Origin of the sequence: Allorhizobium undicola ORS 992 = ATCC 700741 (assembly GCF_000621665.1) — a bacterium.
In the GTDB taxonomy this organism is placed as follows: domain Bacteria; phylum Pseudomonadota; class Alphaproteobacteria; order Rhizobiales; family Rhizobiaceae; genus Allorhizobium; species Allorhizobium undicola.
The window spans coordinates 63,827-87,774 of record NZ_JHXQ01000016.1 but is presented as its reverse complement, the minus strand read 5'-3'; the positions used below and the strand labels follow the sequence as shown (position 1 = coordinate 87,774).

Sequence of the window (23,948 nt, the reverse complement as noted above, 5' to 3'; positions counted from 1 at the left end):
AAGGTCTTCTCGTCTATGAACCATCGCCTGCACAGACATCGACATCAGGGCCCTTGACGCGCAACCATGCTGCGCGAGGACACTTGCCACATCTAGAGCCTGACGCCTGGCGCCCGCGCCGCGCGACCGGCTGGAAAAGGAATGGATATGACCGCGACATCCCCATGGACCACCCGGAAGCCCACCGCCGTCCTCGTCTTGGCCGATGGCACGGTCATCGAGGGCCAGGGCATTGGCGCCACCGGCGCCGTGGAGGCGGAAGTCTGCTTCAACACCGCCCTGACCGGTTATGAGGAAATCCTGACCGATCCGTCCTATCTCGGCCAGATCGTCACCTTCACCTTCCCGCATATCGGCAATGTCGGCACCAATGAAGAAGACATCGAAGACGTAACCCCCGCCGCCCGCCACGGCGCCGTCGGCGTAATCTTCAAGGCCGACATCACCGAGCCGTCCAATTACCGTGCTTCCAAACATCTCGATGCCTGGCTGAAGGCCCGTGGCATCATCGGCCTTTCCGGCATCGACACCCGCGCGCTCACCGCCTGGATCCGCGAGCATGGCACACCCAATGCCGTCATCGCGCATGACCCCAACGGCAATTTCGACCTTGAGGCACTGAAGGCCAAGGCAAGGGCCTGGAGCGGCCTTGTGGGGCTCGATCTTGCCAAGGTCGCCTCCTCCGGTCAGTCCTCGGTGTGGAGCGAGAAGCCCTGGGTGTGGAACGAAGGCTTCGAAGAGCTGGCGGACAAGGATGCCGATTACCATGTCGTGTGCATCGACTTTGGCGTGAAGCGCAATATCCTGCGCCTCTTCACCGGCCTGAAGTGCAAGGTGACTGTGGTTCCCGCCACCACCAGCGCCGAGGAAATCCTGGCCCTCAAGCCCGATGGCATCTTCCTGTCCAATGGTCCGGGGGATCCGGCGGCAACCGGCGAATATGCCGTGCCGGTCATTCAGAGCCTGATCAAGACGGATATTCCGCTGTTCGGCATCTGCCTTGGCCACCAGATGCTGGGTCTGGCGCTGGGCGCCAAAACCGAAAAGATGCATCAGGGCCATCACGGCGCAAACCACCCGGTCAAGGATTTCACCACCGGCAAGGTGGAGATCGTCTCGATGAACCACGGCTTTGCGGTGGATTCCAAGTCGCTGCCGGAAGGCGTTGAGGAGACTCACATTTCGCTGTTCGACAACACCAATTGCGGTCTGCGCGTCACCGGCAAGCCGGTCTTTTCCGTGCAGCACCACCCGGAAGCCTCTCCCGGCCCGCAGGACAGCCACTATCTCTTCCGCCGCTTCATCAACATGGTGCGCGAAAAGAAGGGTGAACCGGCGCTTGCCGAGCGCTGATCCTTTTCATTGCGGGCAAATTTCAAAAGCCGGTCAATCGCTTGACCGGCTTTTTTGATTCTCCTGCGAAACATGAAAAGTGTTACAGCGCCGTCGAGCCGTCAGGCCACCGCAACGGCCATGCGCATTTCATGCCGCAGGAGCAGGGTAAAGCGCAGCAGCAGCATGATGGCCGCACTGCTCAACCCGATCAGGAAGCCATACCACACCCCAACGCCTCCAAACCCCAGCGGAAAGGCCATGATCCAGGCCAGGGCAAAGCCGATGGGCCAGTAGGAAATCAATGCAAGGATCATCGGAATACGGGCATCCTTGAGGCCGCGCAGCAATCCGGCGGCAATGGCCTGCAAGCCATCCACGAGCTGAAAAATACCGGCAATGACGATCAGCGGCGCGGCATAATCCAGCACGGCTGCGGCATCGGCACGGCTGCGATCGAGAAAGAGGCCGCCGAGATCATCGGCCTGGAAGAGAAAGAGAATGCCCCCGCTGAGTGAGATCAGCATGGCAAGCGCCGTAACGGACACGGCTGCCCGCACAAGGTTGGAATAATCGCCGCGTCCATGCGCTACGCCCACCCGCACGGTCGCGGCTTGCGAAAGCCCAAGCGGGATCATGAAGGCAATGGAGGCCAGTTGCAGCGCAATGCCATGGGCGGCCAGCTCCACCGTGCCGATGGAGCCCATCAGCAGCGAAGCGGCCGAGAAGAGCCCCGCCTCTGCCAGAACGGTGACGCTGATGGGCATACCCAGCCGCATCACCTCTTTCAACGCCCGCCAGTCCGGGCGCCAGAAGCGCACGAAGAGCTCGTATTTGCGGGTTTCGGGGTGAAGTTGCAGATAGGCCGCCATGGCCAGAAAGCCCGCCCATTGCACCGAGGCGGCAACGATGGCCGCCCCTGTCATGCCAAGGGCTGGCAGGCCGAAATGGCCAAGCACCAGAATGAAGGCCAGCACGGCATTCAGAACCAGCATGGCAATGGTGATGTAAAGCACCACGCCCGCCCGGCCGGATGCGCTGACAACGCCGCGCAGCACCGCAAACAGCAGCGCCGGAAACATGCCGAACTGGGCAATATGCAGATAATGCGCCGCAACCTTCGCCACCGAAGGCACCTGCCCGAGGGCAATGAGCAACGGCTCTGCATACATGAACAGCGGCATGACCAGCAAGCCATAGGCAATCGACACCCACATGCCCATGCGGATGGAGCGACGCACCGAAACCACGTCGTCCTGCCCATAGGCATTGGCCACCATGGGCATGACGGCCATGGCAAAGCCGGACCCGAAAATGAAGACAACGAAAAAGAATTGCGCGGCAAGCACCATGGAGGCCAGAAGCTCGGCCCCCAATTGCCCGATGATGATGACATCGGTGGTGTGGATCGCCAACTGCGCCAGTTGCGCACCGATCAGCGGCACGCCCAGTGCAAGCGTGGCTTTCAGATGCGAACCCCAGCTATCGGCGATAATTGTCTCTTCAACGGTGCGAACGGCGGACATGACGGCTTCCCAAAACAAAAAAGCCGCTTCCAGTTCTGTCTGGTGAGCGGCTATAGCATTTCCAGACGGAAAACCGTGACTACACTTTTCCCGGGACAATGCTCTGACGCGATGGCTACGCCAATCCCGTGTCGTTTTCAAGACACCTGGCAAACTTCAGCCAAAACCCGTTCAGACATTACATTTGCGGCTTCACCCGCCGGCCTGCCATTTCCGGCAAACCGGCGCAGATCGATCAGGTGTCGGCATAGCCATAGGCACCGCCGCGCTCCAGAGCCCGCCGATAGGCCGGACGGGCGCGGATGGCTTCGAGATAGTGACGCATGGCGGGCATGGGGCCGGAAACCTCAACGCGGGAAAGCGCTGCCTCGACGGGAAAGCTCATGGCAATGTCGGCGCCGGTCAGTTCACGGCCGGCAAAAAAGCCGTCCCGCGCCAGCTCGCTTTCCCACAGCGCCATGTGATCGGCCAGTTGCGGATCGACCAGCTTTGCACCGACGGCCTTGGAAATGAGCCTGGCCGTGCCGCGCAGAAGGAAGGGCACCTGACGCGGCAGGCGCGAAAAGATGAGCTTGAGCAGCAGAAGCGGCATGGCCGAGCCTTCGGCATAATGCAGCCAGTAGAGATAGCGGCTATGGCCCGGCGAGCCCTGTGCAGGCTTCAAGGCGCCCTTGCCATAGGTTTCGATGAGATATTCGATGATTGCGCCGCTTTCGGCATAGACATTCCCGCCATCCTCGATCACCGGCGATTTGCCCAGAGGATGCACCGCCTTGAGGCTTTCCGGCGCACGCATGTCCGGCCCGCGACGATAGGTTTTCACCTCGTAGTCCAGGCCAAGCTCCTCCAGAAGCCAGAGAATGCGATGCGCGCGCGAATTGTCGAGATAATGAACGGTAATCACTGCCTTGCTCCCGAAATTTTCAAGAGCAGGACATAGTGCAACCGCGTCTACACGCCAAGAGTGATTTCAACGAAGACCCAACAACTCTCGCAGACGTGTGCGGTGGGCACATGGCAAAACGGCCTTCGCCTTCAAAGCGCCACACGGAGATAATGCCGCAATGCCCCGAAATGGCCCGCTTGAAACATCCCCCGGTGGAATTGTTGGTAAACATGCAGATTCGGGGTTCCGCTTCGCAAAACTATTGCCTATAAGCCGCGTCTAGCCTGAAAAGACCCACATATCTGCGCCCGGCCCGGTGAAGCCTCACCTTGGCCGCGTTTGGCGCAGGTGAGAGAACGGATAGAGCCATGCCAAAGCGCCAAGACATAAAGTCCATCCTCATCATCGGCGCGGGGCCGATCGTCATCGGCCAGGCTTGCGAATTCGACTATTCCGGCACCCAGGCCTGCAAGGCGCTGAAGGAGGAAGGCTACCGCGTCATCCTCGTCAACTCCAACCCCGCCACCATCATGACCGATCCGGGCCTGGCCGACGCCACCTATGTCGAGCCGATCACGCCGGAAGTCGTGGCCAAGATCATCGCCAAGGAGCGCCCGGATGCGCTTTTGCCCACCATGGGCGGCCAGACCGCGTTGAACACCGCCCTGTCGCTGAAGCGCATGGGCGTGCTGGACCGCTATAATGTCGAGATGATCGGCGCCAAGCCGGAAGCCATCGACAAGGCCGAGGACCGCGCCCTCTTCCGCGAAGCCATGGCCAAGATCGGGCTGGAAACCCCGCGTTCCATGCTGGCCAATGCCACGGAAATCAAGGATGCCGACCGCAAGAAGCACGAAGCCGCCCGCGCCGAACTGAAGGCGAAGCTTTCCGGCGAGGCGCTGGACAAGGCGCTGGACGAGCTGGAAAACCAGTGGAACCTGGGCGAGACGGACCGCAAGCAGCGTTACATGAGCCACGCCATGGCCATTGCCGCGCAGGCTCTGGACCATGTGGGACTGCCCGCCATCATCCGCCCTTCTTTCACGCTCGGCGGCACCGGCGGCGGCATTGCCTATAACCGTTCGGAATTCTTCGACATCGTCAACGGCGGTCTCGATGCCTCGCCGACCACGGAAGTGCTGGTCGAGGAATCGGTTCTGGGCTGGAAGGAATACGAGATGGAAGTGGTCCGCGACCGTGCGGACAATTGCATCATCATCTGCTCCATCGAAAACATCGACCCGATGGGCGTTCACACCGGCGACAGCATCACGGTTGCCCCCGCACTGACCTTGACCGACAAGGAATATCAGATCATGCGCAACGCCTCCATCGCGGTGCTGCGCGAGATCGGCGTTGAAACCGGCGGTTCGAACGTGCAGTTTGCCGTCAACCCCAAGGACGGCCGCCTTGTCGTCATTGAAATGAACCCGCGCGTGTCGCGCTCTTCGGCGCTCGCCTCCAAGGCCACCGGCTTCCCGATTGCCAAGATCGCCGCCAAGCTGGCCATCGGCTATACGCTGGACGAGCTGGAAAACGACATTACCGGCGGCGCGACGCCCGCTTCCTTCGAGCCGTCTATCGATTATGTCGTCACCAAGATCCCGCGCTTTGCCTTCGAGAAGTTCCCCGGCGCAAGCCCGGTGCTGACCACGGCCATGAAGTCGGTGGGCGAGGTCATGGCCATTGGCCGCACCTTTGCCGAATCTTTCCAGAAGGCGCTGCGCGGCCTGGAAACCGGCCTGACGGGTCTCGACGAAATCGAAATTCCCGGTCTCGGCCAGGGCGACGACAAGAACGCCATCCGCGCCGCCATCGGCACGCCGACGCCGGACCGCCTGCGCATGGTGGCCCAGGCGCTGCGCCTTGGCATGTCCGAACAGGATGTGCATGAGGGCTGCAAGATCGATCCGTGGTTCATCGCCCAGTTCAAGGCCATCGTGGACATGGAAGCGCGCATTCGCGAACACGGCCTGCCAAAGGATGCCGAAAACCTGCGGATGCTGAAGGCCATGGGCTTTTCCGATGCCCGCCTTGCCTCGCTGACGGCCTCCAAGCCGAAGGATGTGGCCATGCTGCGCAATGCGCTTGGCGTGCGTCCGGTCTTCAAGCGCATCGATACCTGCGCGGCCGAATTCGCCTCGCCCACGGCCTATATGTATTCCACCTATGAAACCCCCTTCGTGGGCACGGCGCGTTCGGAAGCGCAGATTTCCGACCGCAAGAAGGTGGTCATTCTCGGCGGCGGCCCCAACCGAATCGGTCAGGGCATCGAGTTCGACTATTGCTGCTGCCATGCCGCCTTCTCGCTGAAGGATGCAGGCTTCGAATCCATCATGGTCAACTGCAACCCGGAAACCGTTTCCACCGACTACGACACCTCCGACCGGCTTTATTTCGAGCCGCTGACGGCCGAAGACGTGATCGAGATCATGCGCGCCGAACAGGAAAACGGCACGCTGGTGGGCGTGATCGTGCAGTTTGGCGGCCAGACCCCGCTGAAGCTGGCCGAAGCGCTGGAAAAGAACGGCATTCCGATTCTCGGCACCGCGCCGGACATGATCGACCTTGCCGAAGACCGTGACCGCTTCCAGAAACTATTGATGAAGCTCGACCTCAACCAGCCGAACAATGGCATTGCCTATTCGGTGGAACAGGCCCGCCTCGTTGCCTCCGAGATCGGCTTCCCGCTGGTGGTTCGCCCCTCCTATGTTCTGGGTGGACGCGCCATGCAGATCATCCACTCCGAAGGCCAGTTGCAGACCTATCTGCTCGATACCGTGCCGGAACTGGTGCCGGAAGACATCAAGCAGCGCTACCCGAACGACAAGACCGGGCAGATCAACACGCTTCTGGGCAAGAACCCGCTGCTGTTCGACAGCTACCTGACCAATGCCATCGAGGTGGACGTGGATGCGCTGTGCGACGGCGAAAGCGTCTTCGTGTCCGGCATCATGGAACATATCGAGGAAGCCGGCATCCATTCCGGCGATTCGGCCTGCTCTTTGCCGGTGCGCTCGCTTTCGAAGGAGCTGGTGGACGAGCTGGAACGCCAGACCACGGCCCTTGCCAAGGCGCTGAATGTCGGCGGCCTGATGAACGTGCAATATGCCATCAAGGACGGCACGATCTACGTGCTGGAAGTCAATCCGCGCGCCTCGCGCACCGTGCCTTTCGTCGCCAAGACCATTGGCGCGCCAATCGCCAAGATTGCCGCCCGCGTCATGGCCGGTGAAAAGCTGGATGCAGCGATTTCCGCCTATGGCAAAAAGCCCGATCCGCGCAATCTCAAGCATATTGCCGTCAAGGAAGCCGTGTTCCCCTTCGCCCGCTTCCCCGGCGTCGATACGCTTCTGGGTCCGGAAATGCGCTCCACCGGCGAGGTTATCGGTCTCGACCGCAATTTCGCGCTGGCCTTTGCCAAGAGCCAGCTTGGGGCGGGCGTGGAACTGCCGCGTGAAGGCACCGTTTTCGTCTCCGTCCGCGACGAGGACAAGACCCGCGTGCTGCCCGCCATCGAGTTGCTGGTGTCCATCGGCTTCAAGGTCATGGCAACCGGCGGCACCCAGCGCTTCCTGGCCGAACAGGGTATCGAGGCGGTGAAGATCAACAAGGTGCTGGAAGGCCGTCCGCACATCGAAGACGCCATCCGCAACCGTCAGGTGCAACTGGTCATCAACACCACGGACGGCAACAAGGCCCTGTCGGACTCAAAGTCCCTGCGCCGCGCCGCCCTGATGCAGAAGGTGCCTTACTACACCACCATGGCAGGCGCCCTTGCCGCAGCAGAGGCTATTCAGGCCCTCAAGAACGGCCAGCTCGAGGTTCAGCCGCTGCAAAGCTACTTCTGAGGCTTGCGCCTTTTTTCATGAACCGGACCATCCTGCGAGGCGGCCTTGAGGCCGCCTTTCTATTTAAGAAGTTGCATTTTTTCGAATTTGCAACCAGAGCCCAATGGGTCTACAATGGCGCGTTCAAGGCGGCGCCAACCAAAGAGCGGCGCTTTTCACAAACCGATAAGCCGGCAACCGGGCCATTCGCCAAGGCCCATTCGCCAAGGCCCATTCGCCAAGGCCCATTCACCAAGGCAATGCAAACAGAGGGCGCGGCCCGATGACGCGAAGGATGAAATTTCTGCTGCTTTCCTTTGCCGTCTCCCTGGCAATCTGGATGACGCTTCTCAGCCTTGTCATGCAGATCTGGAAGATTATATCTCCCTGAGGTTGCCTGCGGCGATCCGGGACATTGGTTGCCGGTTTCGAAATATCTGGAAATTCGCGCCAGCGTTCTGCTATAGTCCGATCAGGATGATTTGCGACTGGTTCCGTGGCTTCGCTTCGGAACCTGTTTTCTTTTCATGGCTGCCTGTGATGGCCATGAGTGTGAAGGAAGAGGAAATGGTTGATAAGGTACCGATGACGCAGAACGGCTTTGCGAAGCTTCAGGAAGAGCTGCGCTGGCGTCAGCAGGAAGAGCGTCCGCGCATCATCGAGGCAATCTCGGAAGCCCGCGCCCATGGCGACCTTTCGGAAAACGCTGAATATCACGCCGCCAAGGAAGCCCAGAGCCATAATGAAGGCCGCGTCAGCGAGCTGGAAGACCTGATCGCGCGCGCGGAAGTCATCGACCTGTCCAAGATGTCCGGCTCGAAGATCAAGTTCGGCGCCACCGTCAAGCTGGTGGACGAGGATACCGAGGAAGAAAAGATCTATCAGATCGTCGGCGATCAGGAAGCCGATGTGAAATCCGGCCGCATCTCGATTTCTTCGCCCATTGCCCGTGCCCTGATCGGCAAGGAAGCCGGTGACAGCATCGAGGTCGTCGCCCCCGGCGGATCGAAGGCCTATGAAATCCTCAATGTTAGCTGGGGTTGAAACCGGTAACACCCGTGCAGACGCTTTCCGGCATCAAGGTCATCGCGCCTAATTTCAAATACAGGCTTTCAGGCGTTACCTCCACGCTGATCCAGCTCGTTCCAGAGCAGCGTCGGCGTGGGCTGGGCGTCGTGACGCTTGGTCCCGGCCTGCCGGAAGACATGCCCTCCATGTCCTTCTGGCAATTGCCAGCTCTCTGGCGACGGCCCGAAGGGGCCTCGCACCGCATCTGGCACGCGCGGCGCAACAATGAAATGCTGACGGGGCTGATCCTGCGTCATGTGTTGCGAATGCCGCTGAAGCTGCTGTTCACCTCGGCAGCCCAGCGTCATCACAGCCGCTATACCCGTTTTCTGATCTCGAAAATGGATGCGGTGGTGGCCACGAGCGGGCGATCCGGCTCTTTTCTCAAAGTGGCGCACACTGTCATTCGCCACGGTGTCGATACCGCGCTATTCCATCCGCCTCAAACCGACGAAGACGGCATGACCGCCACCGGCCTGCCGGGACGCTATCTCGTGGGCTGCTTTGGCCGGGTGCGCCACCAGAAGGGCACCGATCTCTTCGTCAAGGCCATGATCGAGCTTCTGCCGCATTATCCGGCGTGGACCGCCGTGATTTCCGGCCGCGTCACGGCAGAACACACCGCCTTCGCAGACACTCTCAAGCAGCAGATCAAGGCGGCGGGGCTGGAAGAGCGCATTCGCTTTCTGGGAGAAGTGGCCGACATCAAGCCGTGGTATCGCCGCCTGTCGCTTTATGTTGCACCCTCGCGCAATGAAGGCTTCGGCCTCACCCCACTTGAAGCCATGGCCTCGCAAACCGCTGTTGTTGCCTCCGACGCCGGTGCCTATGGCGAGCAGATTGCGCCGGGAGAAACCGGCGCCGTCGTTCCGGCTGGAGACTATGAGAGCCTGCGGGACGCCATCAGGCCCTATCTGGCCGATCCTTCCCTTGCCGAACAGCATGGCGTGCAGGGCGTGGCGCATGTGCGCCGCCATTTTGCGCTGGAACGCGAGGCCGAGGGGCTGGAAAAGGTCTATAGCCAGCTCCTCGGCCAAGATCTCACGCCCCCTTCGTCCGCATGATCGCCATGAAGGTCTATGTCATCAATCTGGCCAGCGCCACGCAGAGGCTGGCCTTCCAGACCCGGCAACTGGCAGCACTCGGCCTTGCCTTCGAGCGTATCGAGGCCATTTCCACCGCAACGCTGCCACCCTTGCCGGAAACCTTCTGGAATGGCTGGGAGCGTCCGCTGAGCGGCGCCGAAAAGGCCTGTTTCCTCAGCCATCACCACCTGTGGCAAAAGATTGCCCAAGGCCACGAGCCCGCCCTGATACTGGAAGACGATGCGGTGCTTTCCGAGCGCCTTGCGCCCTTTCTGGCCGAGCTTTCGTCCTGCACCGGCCTTGACCATGTGACGCTGGAAAGCCGGGGCCGCAAAAAGCTCATTTCCCGCACGCCCCATCCATCCCTGCCCTTGCGGCGGCTTTTTCAGGACCGTTCCGGTGCGGCGGCCTATGTGCTGTGGCCGCAAGGCGCGGCAAAACTTTTGCGCCGTACCGCAAACCACGCCGCCATTGCCGATGCCGTGCTCTGCGCCGCTTACGAGCTTTCCTCCTGGCAGGCCGTGCCGCCGCTTGCCGTGCAGCTCGACCGTTGTGAGAGCTTCGGCCTGCCATTGCCATTGCAAACGCGCTCGTCCATTTCACCAGCGGCAGGCAGCGCGGGCGAAAAGCGCAAATTGCCAGCCGCCTTCCGCCTGCGGCGCATAAGGGCGCAATTGCGCATGGGCGTCAGGCAGCTTTCGCATCTGCATGATGCAGAGCGGCGCAATCTTGCGCCCGATCCAGCGGATTTCGCCTATCTTGCCACCCTGGCCGCCTTCGATTGAGAGGCTACTCCCCCTCCGGCGACCACCAGCCGGTTCGCTCGCGCTGGTGCAGCAGCTTCAGCCGGTGGAAGGCGGTGTCCTCTTCTTGCAGCCGGTCGAAAACGGTCTTGAGGATCAGCCCCACCGGGGGGCGCTCCATCAGGCCATCCATGCGCCAGCGGGTGTTTCGCCAGGTGTCGTCCGTGCCGATGGTAAAGCAGGACAGGCCGGAAAACAGCGGCACGAGTTCCTGCTGCACCTGGTCAATGGAGGAAGGCGAAATGGGCGCGGGCGGTGGATCGGCCAGCACCCGTTCCGTTTCATAGATCTTCACGGTGTTGACCAGCACGGAAACCAGCGTGGCGCTGGCCCGGACAGCAGGATCGGGATCGTGATCGGCAAAGCTGTCGGCAGCTGAAACCAGCCAGCGCAGATTCAGATGCCGCACCAGAAATTCCGCCTCGGCCTCCCACAGCGCCCTGAATTGCGCAAAGGTTTCCTTCACCTCAAATTCGCGGCGCAACAGCACGATCAGTTTGGCATGATAGAAAACCAGCTCCGGCTGAGCGGAAAACTCCCGCCGCAGATTGGCCAGATGCAGATCGAGCGACTTTTCCGAGCCACGGGTCTGCACGACCTCGCCCCCGTCGATCAGCCGCGCCTTCAGCGCCGCGAAGTCCACCGGCCCCACATGCTTCTTCGCCCCCCAGCGCTTGCGGTGCTGATTGAGGGACAGGAAGCGCTCAAATCGGGTTTTCTTTCGTGGCACTGCATGATCCTCCGGTTAGAGCGGCTCATTGTTTCACGGAAACATTGAACCGTTCTAACTATTTGTTTTTACGCATTCTCAGACGGAAAACCGGCTTCCCCTTTTCCTGAAAATGCTCAGCGCATAATTAATAGATCCAAGGTGAAATGATCCAGCAGATTTACAGCGCCGTGCGTTTTATCAAACGCACAAAGGACGCTGTAACACTTTAAATCTGCTGCATAATTTTCACCTTAAATCGATTCCGGTTTAAGGAATTATGCAGTAGACTTTTATCTTTTGCCGCTTGACGCTTCCTACCCCGGCAAGGCGTCATGGTTATAAAACGGCCACGTTTGGGTTGAATAGCCGGGATCGGGGGCATCAGACATAAACTTGCAACGCGGCGTCGGTGGCGGCGCGATGGGGGAATGAGGGTTTGACGAGCGGCAGTGCAGGCACCACGACCAGCAGGATCATCTGCCTGGGCGTATGGGCGGATTATGCGGAGTTTTTCTGGAAGCGGGCCGATCCCGATCGCTTCGATCTGTCCGTCGTGCAGGTCCATCAGGAGGCAAGGCGCCATCCGCTCTACCAATTCGCGCCATCCTTTGCGCGCGGCCTGCTGCATACACTGGCAATCCGCCGCTGCTTCCGGGATAATTCCGAGGCGCTCTTCGTGGTGAACGAGGTGCCGCGCATCCTGAAATTTCTTCTGGACATGCCGTTCCCGCGCAAGGTTGCGGTTGTCATGCGCAACCCCATGGCCAGCAAGCCCAAACTCCATTCCACGCTGAACGCCCTTCACAGCCACGGAACCCGCATTCTCTCCTTCGATCCACAGGATTGCAGCCGATACGGCTTCGAGCATTACCGGCAATATCTCGAACCCCTGCCCGGCCTGCACGATATTCCCATCCAGCATGATTTCGGCTTTTACGGCGCCGACAAGGGCCGCCGCCCGTTTCTGGAAAAGCTCTCGGCAGAGCTGAAAGACCGAGGCTTCAGCACCCGCCTGCATTTCCCCGGCGACAGCCGACAGACGACACGACGGTGGTTTGGCCGCAAGCCGCGCAAAGCCCGCAACAGCCCTTATGCAAGCTATCTGGCCGAAACACTGGCGGCGCGCTGCCTGATCGACATCCTCCAGCCGGGGCAGAACGGCCTGACCCTGAGACCGCTCGAAGCGCTGTTTTATGGCCGCAAACTGTTGACCAACAACCGCGCCATTGCCGAGGAACCCTTCTTCCACCCGGCCAATATCTTCATTGTGGATGGAGCCGCATCCCTTGACGGGCTGGAACGCTTCATGGCCGCTCCCATGGCAGACATCGACCCCGCCATCACCGCCCTTTACGGCGTGAACAGGCTTCTCCAGCAGCTCACCAACCCCTCGGCAGGAGCCGAGACCACGGCGATCGCCCCGGCCAGGTTTGCCAAGCGCCGCGTCAAGAGCTAGAACCTCTCGGAATATAAAAGCCGTGATGGCCCCTGCCAATTTCCTGCCTGAGAAAACCATGCCCGCCAGCGCCGAACTCAAAAGAAATCTCTTCTGCATCAGCTTTCTTGCCGATTACGAGCAAATTTTCTGGACGCTGGCCTCTTCCGCGCAATTCGACATTCACGCCGTGCAACTGAAAAAGGAAGCCCGCAAAAAGCTGCTCTACCGCTTCACTCCGGCCTTCAAACGGCAGTTTCTCTACGATCAGATCCTGCGGGAACTTTTCGACAGGGATGCGCAGGCGCTTTTCGTGATCGACGAGCGCGAGGAAGTGCTGCACTACGTGGTGGAAAACCGCCCGCAGCGCGACATTGCCGTGGTGGTGCGCAATCCGATCGCCACGAAGAAAGCAGCGCTGCATCTGCTGCAACAGGTCAAGGCTCTTGGCTACCCGATTTTTTCCTTCGATCCGCAGGATTGCCGCGACCATGGCTTCGGCTTTTACCGGCAATATGCCGCGCGCCTGCCCGATGTGTCATTACCGGACGAAGAGGCGGATTTCTGCTTTTTCGGCCGCGACAAGGGGCGGCGCGAACAGGTGGAAGAACTTGCGCGGCAATTGCAGGGAAAGGGCTTCAAAACGGCGGCAACCTTCGTGCGCACCGACCGCCCTAAAGGCTTCTTCAAGCGCAAACTCAACCGGAAAAAGCCCAATATCCCCTATCGCGATTATCTTGCCGCCAGCCTTTCGGCCCGCTGTATCATCGATATTCTGCAACCGGGACAAAGCGGATTGACGCTTCGCCCGCTCGAAGCCATGCTCTACCAGCGCAAGCTTTTGACCAACAATCGCGTCGTCGCATCCGAGCCGCTTTATCATCCGGACAATATCTTCATCCTCAAAGACGGTGACAGCCTGGAGGGTATAGAGGATTTCATGAAACGTCCATTCCGCGATCCGGGGCAGGATGTCACGGGGCTTTACAGCGTCGATGCGCTGATACGCCAGATCACGGATGCCGAAGGCATCAAATCTCCACCAGTCCCAGCCGCTTGACCTGACGAATGGTCAGCATGGTGCGCACCGTATCGACATGTTCGTTGGCGGTAAGCGTTTCGATGACGAAGTCCTGAAAGCCTGTGAGGTTTTCGGCGACGCAGTGCAGCAGGAAATCGCTTTCGCCGTTCACCATCCAGGCCTGACGCACCAGCGGCCAGTTTTCCGTGGCGGCGGCGAAGGCCTTCAGATTGGCTTCCGACTGGTGCTTGAGCCCGACCATGCAGAAAGCCACGAGGTCGAAACCCAGTTTCGGGCCGTTGAGCAGCGCATGATAGCCCTGGATGATACCGCTTTCTTCCAGTTTGCGCACGCGCCGCAGGCATGGCGGCGCCGAAATTCCGACCCGTTCGGACAGATCGACATTGGTCATGCGGCCGTCACGCTGCAATTCCCTGAGGATTTTGATGTCGATGGCATCGAGTTCGGCGCGAAACAAGACATCCGTCCTTTTCTTCTTCCAACAGGCCGGTTATGACGCCGCAGAGCCCGTGACGCAAGAATATGTCGATCTGGCGCATGAAAATGTCAGTGGATGACGCTTTTGCTGCTGTCCGGGGCATAGGCATTCGCTGAATGCCATGATTTACAGCGCCAATAGGGAAAATGCCCTGTTATTAGCGCAAGGCTGCCCTTGAACAAATGCATGGATCATTCTTAAATGATCGGCACATCGGCCAGCGGAATGCCTATATGAGGGTACTGCCAGCCGTCTGAAAGGAAAACGAATGTCTGCCCGCCATACCAAGGTGTTGATTATCGGGTCCGGCCCTGCCGGCTACACCGCCGCCATCTATGCTGCCCGCGCCATGCTGAAGCCGGTCCTCATTGCCGGCATGGAACAGGGCGGCCAGCTGATGATTACCACGGATGTCGAGAACTATCCCGGCTTTGCCGATCCCATCCAGGGGCCGTGGCTGATGGAGCAGATGCTCAAGCAGGCCACCCATGTGGGCGCGGAAATCGTCAACGACCTCGTTACCGAGGTGGAGCTTTCACGCCGCCCCTTTACGGTGCGCACCGATTCCGGCGCCGTCTGGACTGCCGATACGCTGGTGATTTCCACCGGCGCCAAGGCCAAGTGGCTCGGCATCGAGAGCGAACAGCACTTCCAGGGCTTCGGCGTTTCGGCCTGCGCCACCTGCGACGGTTTCTTCTACCGCAACAAGGATGTGATCGTGGTGGGCGGCGGCAACTCCGCCGTGGAAGAAGCGCTTTATCTTTCGCATATCGCCAGAAGCGTGACCGTCGTGCACCGGCGTGACAGCTTCCGCTCTGAAAAAATCCTGCAAGAGCGTCTGTTTGCCAAGGAAAACGTCAAGGTGCTGTGGAACACCGTGGTCGATGAGATCATCGGCACGCCCGCCAAGCCGCCCATGCCGCCTTCCGTGTCCGGGGTAAAGCTCAAGGAACTGACCACCGGCACCGTTACCGAAATGCCGATCGACGGCGTTTTCGTGGCCATTGGCCACGCACCCGCCACCGAATTGTTCAAAGGCAAGCTGAAGCTCAAACCCAACGGCTATCTGTGGACCGCCCCCGATTCCACGGCAACCGATGTGCCCGGCGTATTCGCCGCTGGCGACGTGACCGACGATGTCTATCGCCAGGCCATAACGGCAGCGGGCATGGGCTGCATGGCGGCTCTGGAGGCCGAACGTTTTCTGGCGGCTGTAGAAGCACCTGCCCAGGCTGCGGAGTAAACAACATGATGAGAGGTGGGGGTATGCCGCTGGACTGGGACAAGCTGCGCATTTTTCACGCTGCCGCAGAGGCAGGCTCCTTCACCCATGCCGCCGACAAGCTGCATCTTTCGCAATCGGCCATCAGCAGGCAGGTCAGCGCGCTGGAGCAGGATGTCGGCGTCAAGCTGTTCCACCGCCATGCACGCGGCCTGATCCTCACAGAACAGGGCGAGCTGCTTTATCGCACCGCCCATGACGTGTTGCTGAAGCTTGAAACCGTGAAGATGCAACTGACCGAGGCGACGGAAAAGCCCAGCGGAAAGCTGCGCGTGACCACCACGGTCGGCCTTGGCCAGGGCTGGCTCACCGACAAGGTGCAGGAATTTCTGCAACTTTATCCCGACATGTCCATCCAGCTCATTCTCGACAACGAGGAGCTGGACGTGAACATGCGTCACGCCGATTGCGCCATACGCCTGCGCCAGCCACAGCAATCGGACCTTATCCAGCGCAAGCTGTTTACCGTGCATATGCATGTCTATGCCGCGCCCTCCTATATCAACCGGCATGGCGAGCCGCAGACACTGGAAGATCTCGACAACCACCGCATCATCACCTTTGGCGAACCGGCACCCAATTACCTGCTGGACGTCAACTGGCTGGAAGTGGCGGGCCGTTCCTCCGACAATCGCCGCCTTCCGCATCTACAGATCAACAGCCAGACCTCCATCAAGCGGGCCTGCCTGCTGGGCATCGGCATTGCCTGCCTGCCGGATTACATCGTCGGGCGCGATCCGGGGCTGATCCAGCTGCCGATCAATGCCGACGTGCCGTCTTTCGACACCTATTTCTGCTATCCGGACGAAATGAAAAATGCCGCGAAACTGAAAGTGTTCCGCGACTTCATTGTCTCCAAGGCCCGAAACTGGAGCTTCTGAGGCTCTACTGCATAATTCCTTAAATCGGAATCGATTTAAGGTGAAAATTATGCAGCAGATTTAAAGTGTTACAGCGTCCTTCGTGCGTTTGATCACAGTACACGACGCTACGGTTTTGCGTGTGGTTTACCCCCCTCTGTCCTGCCGGACATCTCCCCCTCAAGGGGGGAGATCGGCAAGATCAAGGCCCTGCCTAAATTCCTGAAAAAGGCCGTAACCACAAATGGTCTTTGAAGAATGGCGCTTTGTCCGTATTGCAATCTCCCCCCTTGAGGGGGAGATGCCTGGCAAGGCAGAGGGGGGTAGGCCACGCCAAATTCCTCAGCGTCGTGTACTGTAGCGTTTGATAAAACGCACGGCGCTGTAACTCTCTGTTGCTACGCATTTCCAGCAAAACCGAATAGACTTTTGCTGGAAATGCTCCAGGTCCCCGCCATCCGTCCCGAAAAATTCGCAAGGTGAAATTTTTAACGCGGTTGAAATCCGCGACCCTTGCGCGCGCACCCATTCATCGCGATCGCAAGATTTTGAAATCTAACGATTTCCTAGGCTGTTTTATAAATCCGTTATATCTCATTTGCGACAAAATCAATAGACATGCGGCGTCCGCATGTCTCCCATGCACAAAAAAGCATTGTTCACTGCACAAAAAACCACCATATCGCACTCAGCTGATGCACACGGTGGCTTTCCTCCCAGTTCCACCGCACCAGCTGTTCCCCTCTGGAGGTTTAATGAACCTTCAAACTTCAAGGGCCCTGGAGCAATCCGGTGGCCCCTTTTTTTTGCCTCGTTCAAAAAACCTCTCGATTTGCTGGCTTTATTACAGCGCCGTGCGGGAGCGGTCGTGGTATTTTTTCTCTCCCCCCTTGCAAAATCGGCAATCCGCACTATTCTTTGGTGTAGCGCATCAATGCCTATCCTATAGGTGGTTTTTACGCTGTTCCCCTCTGGAGGCACTTACCTCCACCCTATCGGCGCCCACGGGCGCCTTTTTTTTTCGCGACACACACGCAGGGCGAACGCGGTAACGGCCCGCGCCATTCGCAAATCAGACCCCTGCCCCTTGCCATCGGATTTTTGCGATACATATATCGCCCATGACCGATATGGACCCACCCTCTGCCCCACCCGACATGGATGAGATCCTCAAGGCGATTTCACACCCTGTCCGGCGAGACATTCTGCGATGGCTGAAGGAACCGCAGGCACATTTCAGCGCCGCGCATTGCTCGCCAGAGCTTGGCGTCTGCGCCGGGCAATTCGAGCTATGCGGCCTGTCGCAATCCACCGTTTCCGCCCATCTCGCCACCTTGCAGCGAGCCGGGTTGATCACCTCATCCCGGCTTGGCCAGTGGAATTTCTACAAACGCGACGAGGAGGCCATTGCCGCCTTCCTGTCGCGCCTGGCAGGCGGTCTGTAACATAGAAGGTCACGGAAGATGACCCTTGATATTGCCTCTTAGAATATCTCAACCCTCTGGCACCGTTGAGATATTCGAAATCCCTTCAAGGCGGCGATGCTTTGGCATCTTCGCGCCTTGGTTTACTGCATAATTCCTTAAATCGGAATCGATTTAAGGTGAAAATTATGCAGCAGCTTTAACATGTTACAGCGTCCTTTGTGCGTTTGATAAAACGCACGGCGCTGTAATGTCTTCGAAAGGATCATGCATGACTTCGCTTTTCGCCCCCATGACGCTTGGTGACATCAATGTGGCCAATCGGATTGCCATGGCGCCGCTGACGCGCAATCGCTCGCCCAAGGCCATTCCGCTGCCGATCACCGCGACCTATTACGCCCAGCGCGCCACCGCCGGTCTGCTGGTTACGGAAGGCACAGCCATTTCCCGTCAGGCGCAAGGCTATGCCGATGTGCCGGGCCTTTACACGCCGGAAGCCATAGAGGGCTGGAAGGCCGTTACGCGCGCCGTACATGACAAGGGCGGCAAGATCGTCACGCAGCTCTGGCATGTGGGCGCCATTTCCCACACCTCCTTGCAGGAAAATGGCGCAGCCCCGGTTTCGCCCTCGGGCATTCCTGCCCAATCGAAAACCTATGTTATCAACGAAGACGGCACGGGCGGCTTTGTGGAAACCTCGGTGCCGCGCGCATTGGAAACCGACGAAATCCCCGGCCTGATCGAAGATTACCGCAAAGCGGCCCGCGCGGCCATGGATGCGGGTTTCGATGGCGTGGAAATCCACGCCGCCAATGGCTATCTGCTGCAACAATTCATGAGTTCGGAAAGCAACAAGCGATCCGATGCCTATGGCGGCTCCATCGAGAATCGCATTCGCCTGACGCTTGAGGTCGTGCAAGCCATCGTGCAGGAGATTGGCGGTGGCCGCACGGGCATTCGCCTCTCGCCGGTAACACCGGCAAACAACAATGCCGATGCCGATCCGCAGCCGGTCTATAATCTGCTGGCGGAAAAACTGGCAGGCCTTGGCCTTGCCTTCATCCATGTGGTGGAAGGCGCAACGGGGGGCCCGCGTGACCACCAGATGGGCGGCAAGCCCTTCGATTGGGAAGAATTCCGTAACAGCCATCGCAAGGCTGGCGGCAAGGCGGCATGGATCGTCAACAATGGCTACACGGCGGAAACCGCCCGCAAGGCCGTGGAAAGCGGTCACGCGGATATGGTGGCCTTTGGCAAGGCCTTCATCTCCAATCCTGACCTTGTGCGCCGCCTGCGCGAGGACGCGCCCCTGAACGAATGGGACCAGTCCACCTTCTATGGCGGCGGCGAAAAGGGCTATACCGACTACCCAACCCTCGATTGAGAAAAGCCAAACAGACGCCTGCGTGTCTCACAAAGACACGCAGGCATTTATCTCGGCCCGCTCTCGCGGGAAAGCACATCTCCGGTCCCGGCATAAACATCGACGATTTCCACGTCAGGGCGGTCCGCACCATCGCTTATTTCCGAATGCCAGTGGCCTTTTTCATCCTGATAGGCAATGCGCACCGGCTCATCGGCAATTTGCATTTCCTTCACCACGATCCGCGCGGCCTCCAGCGCCTCGTCATGGCTGGAAAATCTTTCGGAATAGGCGCCGTTCAGCCGATAGGCCCAACCTTCGTCGTGCGGCACGATTTCATAAACAAGTTTCGCCATGGTGTTTTTCCTTCCCGTACATTACAGACTTCCTCCAACGAACAGGAACCGGTATCGGATAAATCCGCCGTTTGAGCATATCGTCAAACATACAACGGAGGCCCGGTATCCGGGGCTGTGGTCAAGATCATCGGCAGACCACCCTCCGACAAAAAGACTATCTCATCTTGCGGACGGAACTGCAAATTGCACTCTTCCGTTTCAAGGCGGATAAAGCCGGACCGGAAAGGCAGGGGACGTGAAGACCATACTCCAGGAAAAGACATTGATCCTGCCGATCTTTCTGGCCGCCATCGCCTATTTTCTGGAACATGCTCTGGCAGGCCAATCCCGGCTGGTCCTGGTGCTGGCCGCCGCCGTTCTGGTGGGCGGCATTCTTATTGCCTCGCTCAGGGTTGCCCATCATGCCGAAGTGCTGGCGCATAAGGTGGGCGATCCCTATGGCACGATGATCCTGACCCTTTCGGCGGTAGCGGTTGAAGTCATTATCCTCGCCATCATGATGCAGGGCGCGCCCTCGCCCACCCTTGCCCGCGATACGATCTATGCCGCCGTCATGCTCGACATCAATGGCATTCTCGGACTTGCCGCGCTTCTTGGCGGGCTGCGCCATGGCGAACAACCCTATAATGACGATAGCGGCAAGACCTATGGCGTGATGATCCTGACCGCCATGGGCATTTCCATGATCGTGCCGGAATTCGTGCCCGATGAAAAGTGGCATTATTATTCGGTCTTCACCATCTTCGCCATGCTGGCGCTTTACGGGCTTTTCCTGCGGATGCAGGTGGGGGCCCACAGCTATTTCTTCAGTTACAGCTATCCTCGCGGGGCCAATGCGGCAAACAGCAATAGCAGCGCCGCCAAAAGCACCAGCGGCAAGGCAGAGGATGAGGAAAGCCCGCACGAGGCGGAAGGACAAGCCGATCCGGTTGCCGTTTCCGTCACCGTCATCCTGCTGGGCGTGGTGCTGATCGGCATTCTGGCTGAATTCATGTCGGCCTTCCTGAGCGAAGGGCTTGCAGGGACCGGCGCGCCGCCCGCCATCATGGCCATTCTCGTTGCCGCCATTTCCGCAGCACCCGAAATCATGACGGCTCTCAGGGCAGCCCTGCATAATCGTATGCAGGCCACCGTCAATATCGCTCTGGGCGCCTCGCTTTCCACCGTTATTCTCACGGTTCCGGTGATGGAAGGCATTGCGCTTTACACGGGCCAGCCCTTCATCATGGCCATGAGCCCGGTGCAGACGGTGATGGTTGCCATCACGCTGATTGCGGCGGCCATCAATCTCAACGACGGCGAAACCAACGCCATCGAAGGCATGACGCATTTCATTCTCTTCGCCACTTTCATCATGCTCACCGCACTCGGACTTTAGAGTGCCTGTCTGATTGAATCAGGTCTGCACTGTCGCCCTCACAAGGCGGTGAAGCCGGAACCTTTGCCCCATACTGCCGTTTTCCCGAAGCCATTGCATGACGGGCAGATCGTTCTGCCGGAGATTGCAACGCGCCTGCCGTATTGTCACCACGAAGCAAGTGGAGAAACACGCCCAGGGTCGCGGGGGCTGGCTTGGATGACCACGCCACAGGCGAAACCATCCGACGTCGATAGCAGGCAGGCCAGGCATCAAGCAGCCCCTGCCGCAAAGCGGGAGCCTGAACCGTGAAAAGACTTGATGTTCTCGATGGTATGCGGGGCTATTTCCTCGTTTTCATGATGCTGAACCATCTGATTTTCACCGGCGGCTATCTGCTGGTGGAGTTCAATCACCGTCAGCTCACCTTCGTGGAAGATGCCCAGGGCTTCGTGTTCATGTCCGGCCTGTTGGTTGGCATGGTCTATGGCCGCAAAATGATCAAGAGCGGCTATGCCGCAGGTCGTGACCGGCTATTTGCCCGCGCTTTCGAGCTTTACCGCTATGCCATGGGCATCATTCTCATCGTGCTTGCCGCAAGGCTGGTGCTGCCCGGCGCATCGAACATCTGGCACGACTGGCTGGGAACGACCAGCTTCACCGATCCAATGCGGCTGGCATCGATTGCCACCTTTCTGTTCCAGCCGACCTTCATGGATATTCTGCCGCAATATATCGTCTACATGCTGTTTGCCCCCATGCTCATCTGGCTTTGCCTGAATGGCCGCTGGGCGCCGGTGGCAATCGGCATGTTGGTGGTGTGGATGGCGGGCCAGCTTGGCCTGCACCGGCTTCTGACCTCCCCTGTCGATGGCTGGCTGGCCGGGCATGAAACGGAAGGACTGCGCACCAGCTTCAACCTGCTTGGCTGGCAGATCGTGTTTTTCTCCGGCACCATTGCCGGCAGCCTGACAGCCACCCGGCAGATCGAGTGGACGCGCGTCTTCGATCCCCAACATACGCTTCTGGTAAAGGCCGCCGTCGCCGTGCTGCTGTTTTTCCTGCCGCTGCGTATTCTCACCGCGCATGGCCTGTTACCGGATGCCGTCTTGCAGAAATTCGGCACCATGGAAGTGCGGGCAGATTTCGGTCCCGTTTACCTGCTGAACTTTGCGGCCCTTGCCTTTTCCATCGCATGGCTGCTGATTGCCGGGCCTCGCCATGACAGCGCACGCATCCGCAAGGCCGCTGCCATGCTCAACAGCCTGTTCAGCCTGAGCTTCCTGCAACTCATTGGCCGCCACTCGCTGCATGTCTATGTGTGGCATGTGCTGATTGTCTTTGCCGTGCGCTATATCGATGGCCGGATTGGCCCCTTCTCGGAACCGGCCAAGACCTTGATCGCACTCTTCTGCGTCATGCTTCTGGCCATACCGGCACTCTACCGTGAGCGGGAAACCTATTTTACCCCTGCGCCGGAACCAAAACCCAAGCCAGTACCGGCAAAACTTGCGGTGAGAACATTTCCAAAGATGTAGTCACCGCGTCCCGGCTGGTAAGAACCTGAATGCGAAAAGGGCGGGATGCATCGCATCCCGCCCTTTTCTTTCAGAATTTCATGGGCCTCTATAGCATTTTCAAGAAAAGTGGAAACCGGTTTTCCGTCCGGAAATGCGTAAAAACAAACAGTTAGAGCCTTTCACCGTTTCCGTGAAACAGTGAAAGGCTCCAGCCAACTTACGGCCAACTCACCTTACAGCCACAGGACACGACGCTACGGTTTTGCGTGTGGTTTACCCCCTCTGTCCTGCCGGACATCTCCCCCTCAAGGCAGAGGGGGGCAGGCCACGCCACATGCCTAAGCGACCTGTACTGTGCCTTAAAGCGCCGGTCGGATTACGTTCTAACGGCAAGCAGCGCAGAAGCGCTGGATGCGCTTGCAGGCCTCTTCCAGCAATTCCTCCGATGTGGCGTAGGAAATGCGGAAATTCGGGCCAAGACCGAAGGCGGAGCCATGCACCACGGCCACGCCTTCCGTTTCCAGAAGCTCGGTCACGAAGTCCTCGTCCGTCTCGATCACCTTGCCGGACGGCGCGGTCTTGCCGATCAGCCCGGCGCAGGAGGGGTAAACATAGAAGGCGCCTTCCGGGGTCGGGCAGCTAATGCCGGTGGCCTGGTTCAGCATGGAAACCACCAGATCGCGGCGGCCTTCGAACACCTTCTTGTTGGCGGCGATAAAATCCTGCGGACCGTTCAGCGCCTCCACCGAAGCCCATTGCGCAATCGAGCAGGCGCCCGAGGTCTGCTGGCCCTGGATCATGTCCATGGCCTTGATGAGCGCCAGCGGGCCTGCCGCATAGCCAATGCGCCAGCCGGTCATGGCATAGGCCTTGGAAACGCCGTTCATGGTCAGCGTGCGGTCGTAGAGTTTCGGCTCCACTTCCACCGGGGTCACGAACTTGAAATCGCCAAAGGTCAGATGCTCATACATGTCGTCGGTCAGAACCCAGACATGGTCGTGGCGAAGCAGAACGTCGGTCAGCGCCTTCAGCTCGGCATGGGTATAGGCTGCACCCGACGGGTTGGACGGCGAGTTGAAGATGAACCACTTGGTTTTCGGCGTGATGACCTTTTCAAGATCCCCAGCCGTCAACTTGAAGTTGTTTTCCTGCTTCGCGGTGACGAAAACCGGCGTGCCGCCGCAAATGGAGACCATCTCGGGGTAAGACACCCAGTAGGGTGCCGGAACGATGACCTCATCACCGGCATTCAGCGTGGCCATGAAGGCGTTGAACAGGATCTGCTTGCCGCCGGTGCCGACGATGGTCTGTTCCGGCTTGTAGTCCAGGCCGTTTTCGCGCTTGAACTTGTCGGCAATGGCCTTGCGCAGTTCCGGAATGCCGGAAATCGGCGTGTATTTCGTCTCGCCGCGCTGGATCGCCTCGATGGCCGCCTGCTTGATATTATCGGGCGTATCGAAATCCGGCTCACCTGCGCCAAGTCCGATCACGTCTCGGCCCTTCGCTTTCAGCTCCCGCGCTTTCTGGGAAACAGCGATGGTCGCGGATGGCTTAACACGGGAAAGAGCGTCGGCGAGGAATGCCAT

20 protein-coding genes are annotated in these 23,948 nt (G+C 59.2%); 14 read left to right on the top strand and 6 right to left on the bottom strand.

Annotated elements, in window-relative coordinates; translation table 11 throughout:
• Positions 1-147 precede the first annotated feature (147 nt).
• Positions 148-1,353, top strand: a complete 1,206-nt coding sequence (carA, locus tag T424_RS0114260) for a glutamine-hydrolyzing carbamoyl-phosphate synthase small subunit (protein WP_027488340.1) — start codon at positions 148-150, stop codon at positions 1,351-1,353.
• Positions 1,354-1,454: 101 nt separating this feature from the next.
• On the opposite strand, the gene T424_RS0114255 is transcribed toward carA, so the two are convergent.
• Together T424_RS0114255 and T424_RS0114250 are read right to left on the bottom strand one after the other, a co-directional pair.
• Entirely contained in the window at positions 1,455-2,858 is a 1,404-nt protein-coding gene (locus T424_RS0114255; protein ID WP_027488339.1) for an MATE family efflux transporter, read from the bottom strand.
• 235 nt (positions 2,859-3,093) lie between these two features.
• Positions 3,094-3,762 (bottom strand): glutathione S-transferase family protein, encoded by a 669-nt coding sequence (locus T424_RS0114250; protein WP_027488338.1) that lies wholly within the window; start codon positions 3,760-3,762, stop codon positions 3,094-3,096.
• 350 nt (positions 3,763-4,112) lie between these two features.
• Here T424_RS0114250 and carB point away from each other — a divergent pair, with 350 nt between their 5' ends.
• The 5 genes from carB to T424_RS0114220 all read left to right on the top strand — a co-directional run bounded on the left by carB (position 4,113) and on the right by T424_RS0114220 (position 10,512).
• Positions 4,113-7,595 (top strand): carbamoyl-phosphate synthase large subunit, encoded by a 3,483-nt coding sequence (gene carB / locus T424_RS0114245; protein ID WP_027488337.1) that lies wholly within the window; start codon positions 4,113-4,115, stop codon positions 7,593-7,595.
• Between the two features lie 17 nt (positions 7,596-7,612).
• Entirely contained in the window at positions 7,613-7,861 is a 249-nt protein-coding gene (locus T424_RS22960; RefSeq protein ID WP_027488336.1) for a hypothetical protein, read from the top strand.
• 280 nt (positions 7,862-8,141) lie between these two features.
• Complete coding sequence (greA, locus tag T424_RS0114230) at positions 8,142-8,618, top strand: transcription elongation factor GreA (protein WP_027488335.1); 477 nt, start codon at positions 8,142-8,144, stop codon at positions 8,616-8,618.
• Between the two features lie 14 nt (positions 8,619-8,632).
• The gene (locus T424_RS0114225) at positions 8,633-9,706 is read left to right on the top strand and encodes a glycosyltransferase family 4 protein (protein WP_027488334.1); all 1,074 of its coding nucleotides are present in this window, start codon (positions 8,633-8,635) and stop codon (positions 9,704-9,706) included.
• A gap of 5 nt (positions 9,707-9,711) precedes the next feature.
• Entirely contained in the window at positions 9,712-10,512 is an 801-nt protein-coding gene (locus T424_RS0114220) for a glycosyltransferase family 25 protein (protein WP_161712583.1), read from the top strand.
• A 4-nt stretch (positions 10,513-10,516) separates the two neighbouring features.
• Here the strand turns inward: T424_RS0114220 and T424_RS0114215 are convergent, their stop codons facing one another.
• Positions 10,517-11,260: a hypothetical protein gene (locus T424_RS0114215; RefSeq protein ID WP_027488332.1), complete on the bottom strand. Its 744-nt coding sequence runs from the start codon at positions 11,258-11,260 to the stop codon at positions 10,517-10,519.
• Between the two features lie 418 nt (positions 11,261-11,678).
• Between T424_RS0114215 and T424_RS0114210 the strand changes: the two genes are divergently transcribed.
• Positions 11,679-12,698, top strand: a complete 1,020-nt coding sequence (locus tag T424_RS0114210; protein ID WP_027488331.1) for a hypothetical protein — start codon at positions 11,679-11,681, stop codon at positions 12,696-12,698.
• Between the two features lie 25 nt (positions 12,699-12,723).
• The gene (locus T424_RS0114205; protein ID WP_027488330.1) at positions 12,724-13,737 is read left to right on the top strand and encodes a hypothetical protein; all 1,014 of its coding nucleotides are present in this window, start codon (positions 12,724-12,726) and stop codon (positions 13,735-13,737) included.
• On the opposite strand, the gene T424_RS0114200 is transcribed toward T424_RS0114205, so the two are convergent.
• Positions 13,709-14,176 (bottom strand): Lrp/AsnC family transcriptional regulator, encoded by a 468-nt coding sequence (locus tag T424_RS0114200; RefSeq protein WP_027488329.1) that lies wholly within the window; start codon positions 14,174-14,176, stop codon positions 13,709-13,711. The genes T424_RS0114205 and T424_RS0114200 overlap by 29 nt on opposite strands.
• A gap of 289 nt (positions 14,177-14,465) precedes the next feature.
• Here T424_RS0114200 and trxB point away from each other — a divergent pair, with 289 nt between their 5' ends.
• From trxB to T424_RS0114180, 4 genes are all read left to right on the top strand, one after another.
• Positions 14,466-15,440, top strand: coding sequence for a thioredoxin-disulfide reductase (gene trxB / locus T424_RS0114195; RefSeq protein WP_027488328.1), 975 nt, complete (start codon positions 14,466-14,468; stop codon positions 15,438-15,440).
• Positions 15,441-15,463: 23 nt separating this feature from the next.
• Positions 15,464-16,360, top strand: coding sequence for a LysR family transcriptional regulator VtlR (locus tag T424_RS0114190; RefSeq protein WP_027488327.1), 897 nt, complete (start codon positions 15,464-15,466; stop codon positions 16,358-16,360).
• A 1,109-nt stretch (positions 16,361-17,469) separates the two neighbouring features.
• Positions 17,470-17,784 carry an ArsR/SmtB family transcription factor gene (locus T424_RS0114185; RefSeq protein ID WP_027488326.1) on the top strand — a complete coding sequence of 105 codons (315 nt, stop codon included), beginning with the start codon at positions 17,470-17,472 and terminating at the stop codon, positions 17,782-17,784.
• 250 nt (positions 17,785-18,034) lie between these two features.
• Complete coding sequence (locus T424_RS0114180) at positions 18,035-19,147, top strand: alkene reductase (protein WP_027488325.1); 1,113 nt, start codon at positions 18,035-18,037, stop codon at positions 19,145-19,147.
• A 47-nt stretch (positions 19,148-19,194) separates the two neighbouring features.
• Here T424_RS0114180 and T424_RS0114175 read toward each other — a convergent pair whose 3' ends face one another.
• Entirely contained in the window at positions 19,195-19,482 is a 288-nt protein-coding gene (locus T424_RS0114175; RefSeq protein WP_027488324.1) for a DUF2188 domain-containing protein, read from the bottom strand.
• Positions 19,483-19,720: 238 nt separating this feature from the next.
• Here T424_RS0114175 and T424_RS0114170 point away from each other — a divergent pair, with 238 nt between their 5' ends.
• Complete coding sequence (locus T424_RS0114170; RefSeq protein ID WP_027488323.1) at positions 19,721-20,863, top strand: calcium:proton antiporter; 1,143 nt, start codon at positions 19,721-19,723, stop codon at positions 20,861-20,863.
• A 287-nt stretch (positions 20,864-21,150) separates the two neighbouring features.
• A complete protein-coding gene (locus T424_RS21035) occupies positions 21,151-22,380 on the top strand; it encodes an OpgC family protein (RefSeq protein ID WP_051558989.1) in 1,230 nt (409 codons plus the stop codon).
• Positions 22,381-22,745: 365 nt separating this feature from the next.
• On the opposite strand, the gene T424_RS0114160 is transcribed toward T424_RS21035, so the two are convergent.
• Positions 22,746-23,948 (bottom strand): pyridoxal phosphate-dependent aminotransferase, encoded by a 1,203-nt coding sequence (locus tag T424_RS0114160; RefSeq protein WP_027488322.1) that lies wholly within the window; start codon positions 23,946-23,948, stop codon positions 22,746-22,748.

What these genes read in the sequence shown, in the direction of transcription:
- carA (WP_027488340.1), top strand. Translation starts at nt 148, where the DNA reads ATGACCGCGACATCCCCATGGACCACCCGGAAGCCCACCGCCGTCCTC.
- T424_RS0114220 (WP_161712583.1), top strand. Translation starts at nt 9,712, where the DNA reads ATGAAGGTCTATGTCATCAATCTGGCCAGCGCCACGCAGAGGCTGGCC.
- T424_RS0114205 (WP_027488330.1), top strand. Translation starts at nt 12,724, where the DNA reads ATGGCCCCTGCCAATTTCCTGCCTGAGAAAACCATGCCCGCCAGCGCC.
- trxB (WP_027488328.1), top strand. Translation starts at nt 14,466, where the DNA reads ATGTCTGCCCGCCATACCAAGGTGTTGATTATCGGGTCCGGCCCTGCC.
- greA (WP_027488335.1), top strand. Translation starts at nt 8,142, where the DNA reads ATGGTTGATAAGGTACCGATGACGCAGAACGGCTTTGCGAAGCTTCAG.
- T424_RS0114190 (WP_027488327.1), top strand. Translation starts at nt 15,464, where the DNA reads ATGCCGCTGGACTGGGACAAGCTGCGCATTTTTCACGCTGCCGCAGAG.
- T424_RS0114160 (WP_027488322.1), bottom strand. Translation starts at nt 23,948, where the DNA reads ATGGCATTCCTCGCCGACGCTCTTTCCCGTGTTAAGCCATCCGCGACC.
- T424_RS0114175 (WP_027488324.1), bottom strand. Translation starts at nt 19,482, where the DNA reads ATGGCGAAACTTGTTTATGAAATCGTGCCGCACGACGAAGGTTGGGCC.
- carB (WP_027488337.1), top strand. Translation starts at nt 4,113, where the DNA reads ATGCCAAAGCGCCAAGACATAAAGTCCATCCTCATCATCGGCGCGGGG.
- T424_RS0114185 (WP_027488326.1), top strand. Translation starts at nt 17,470, where the DNA reads ATGGACCCACCCTCTGCCCCACCCGACATGGATGAGATCCTCAAGGCG.
- T424_RS0114180 (WP_027488325.1), top strand. Translation starts at nt 18,035, where the DNA reads ATGACTTCGCTTTTCGCCCCCATGACGCTTGGTGACATCAATGTGGCC.
- T424_RS0114255 (WP_027488339.1), bottom strand. Translation starts at nt 2,858, where the DNA reads ATGTCCGCCGTTCGCACCGTTGAAGAGACAATTATCGCCGATAGCTGG.
- T424_RS22960 (WP_027488336.1), top strand. Translation starts at nt 7,613, where the DNA reads ATGAACCGGACCATCCTGCGAGGCGGCCTTGAGGCCGCCTTTCTATTT.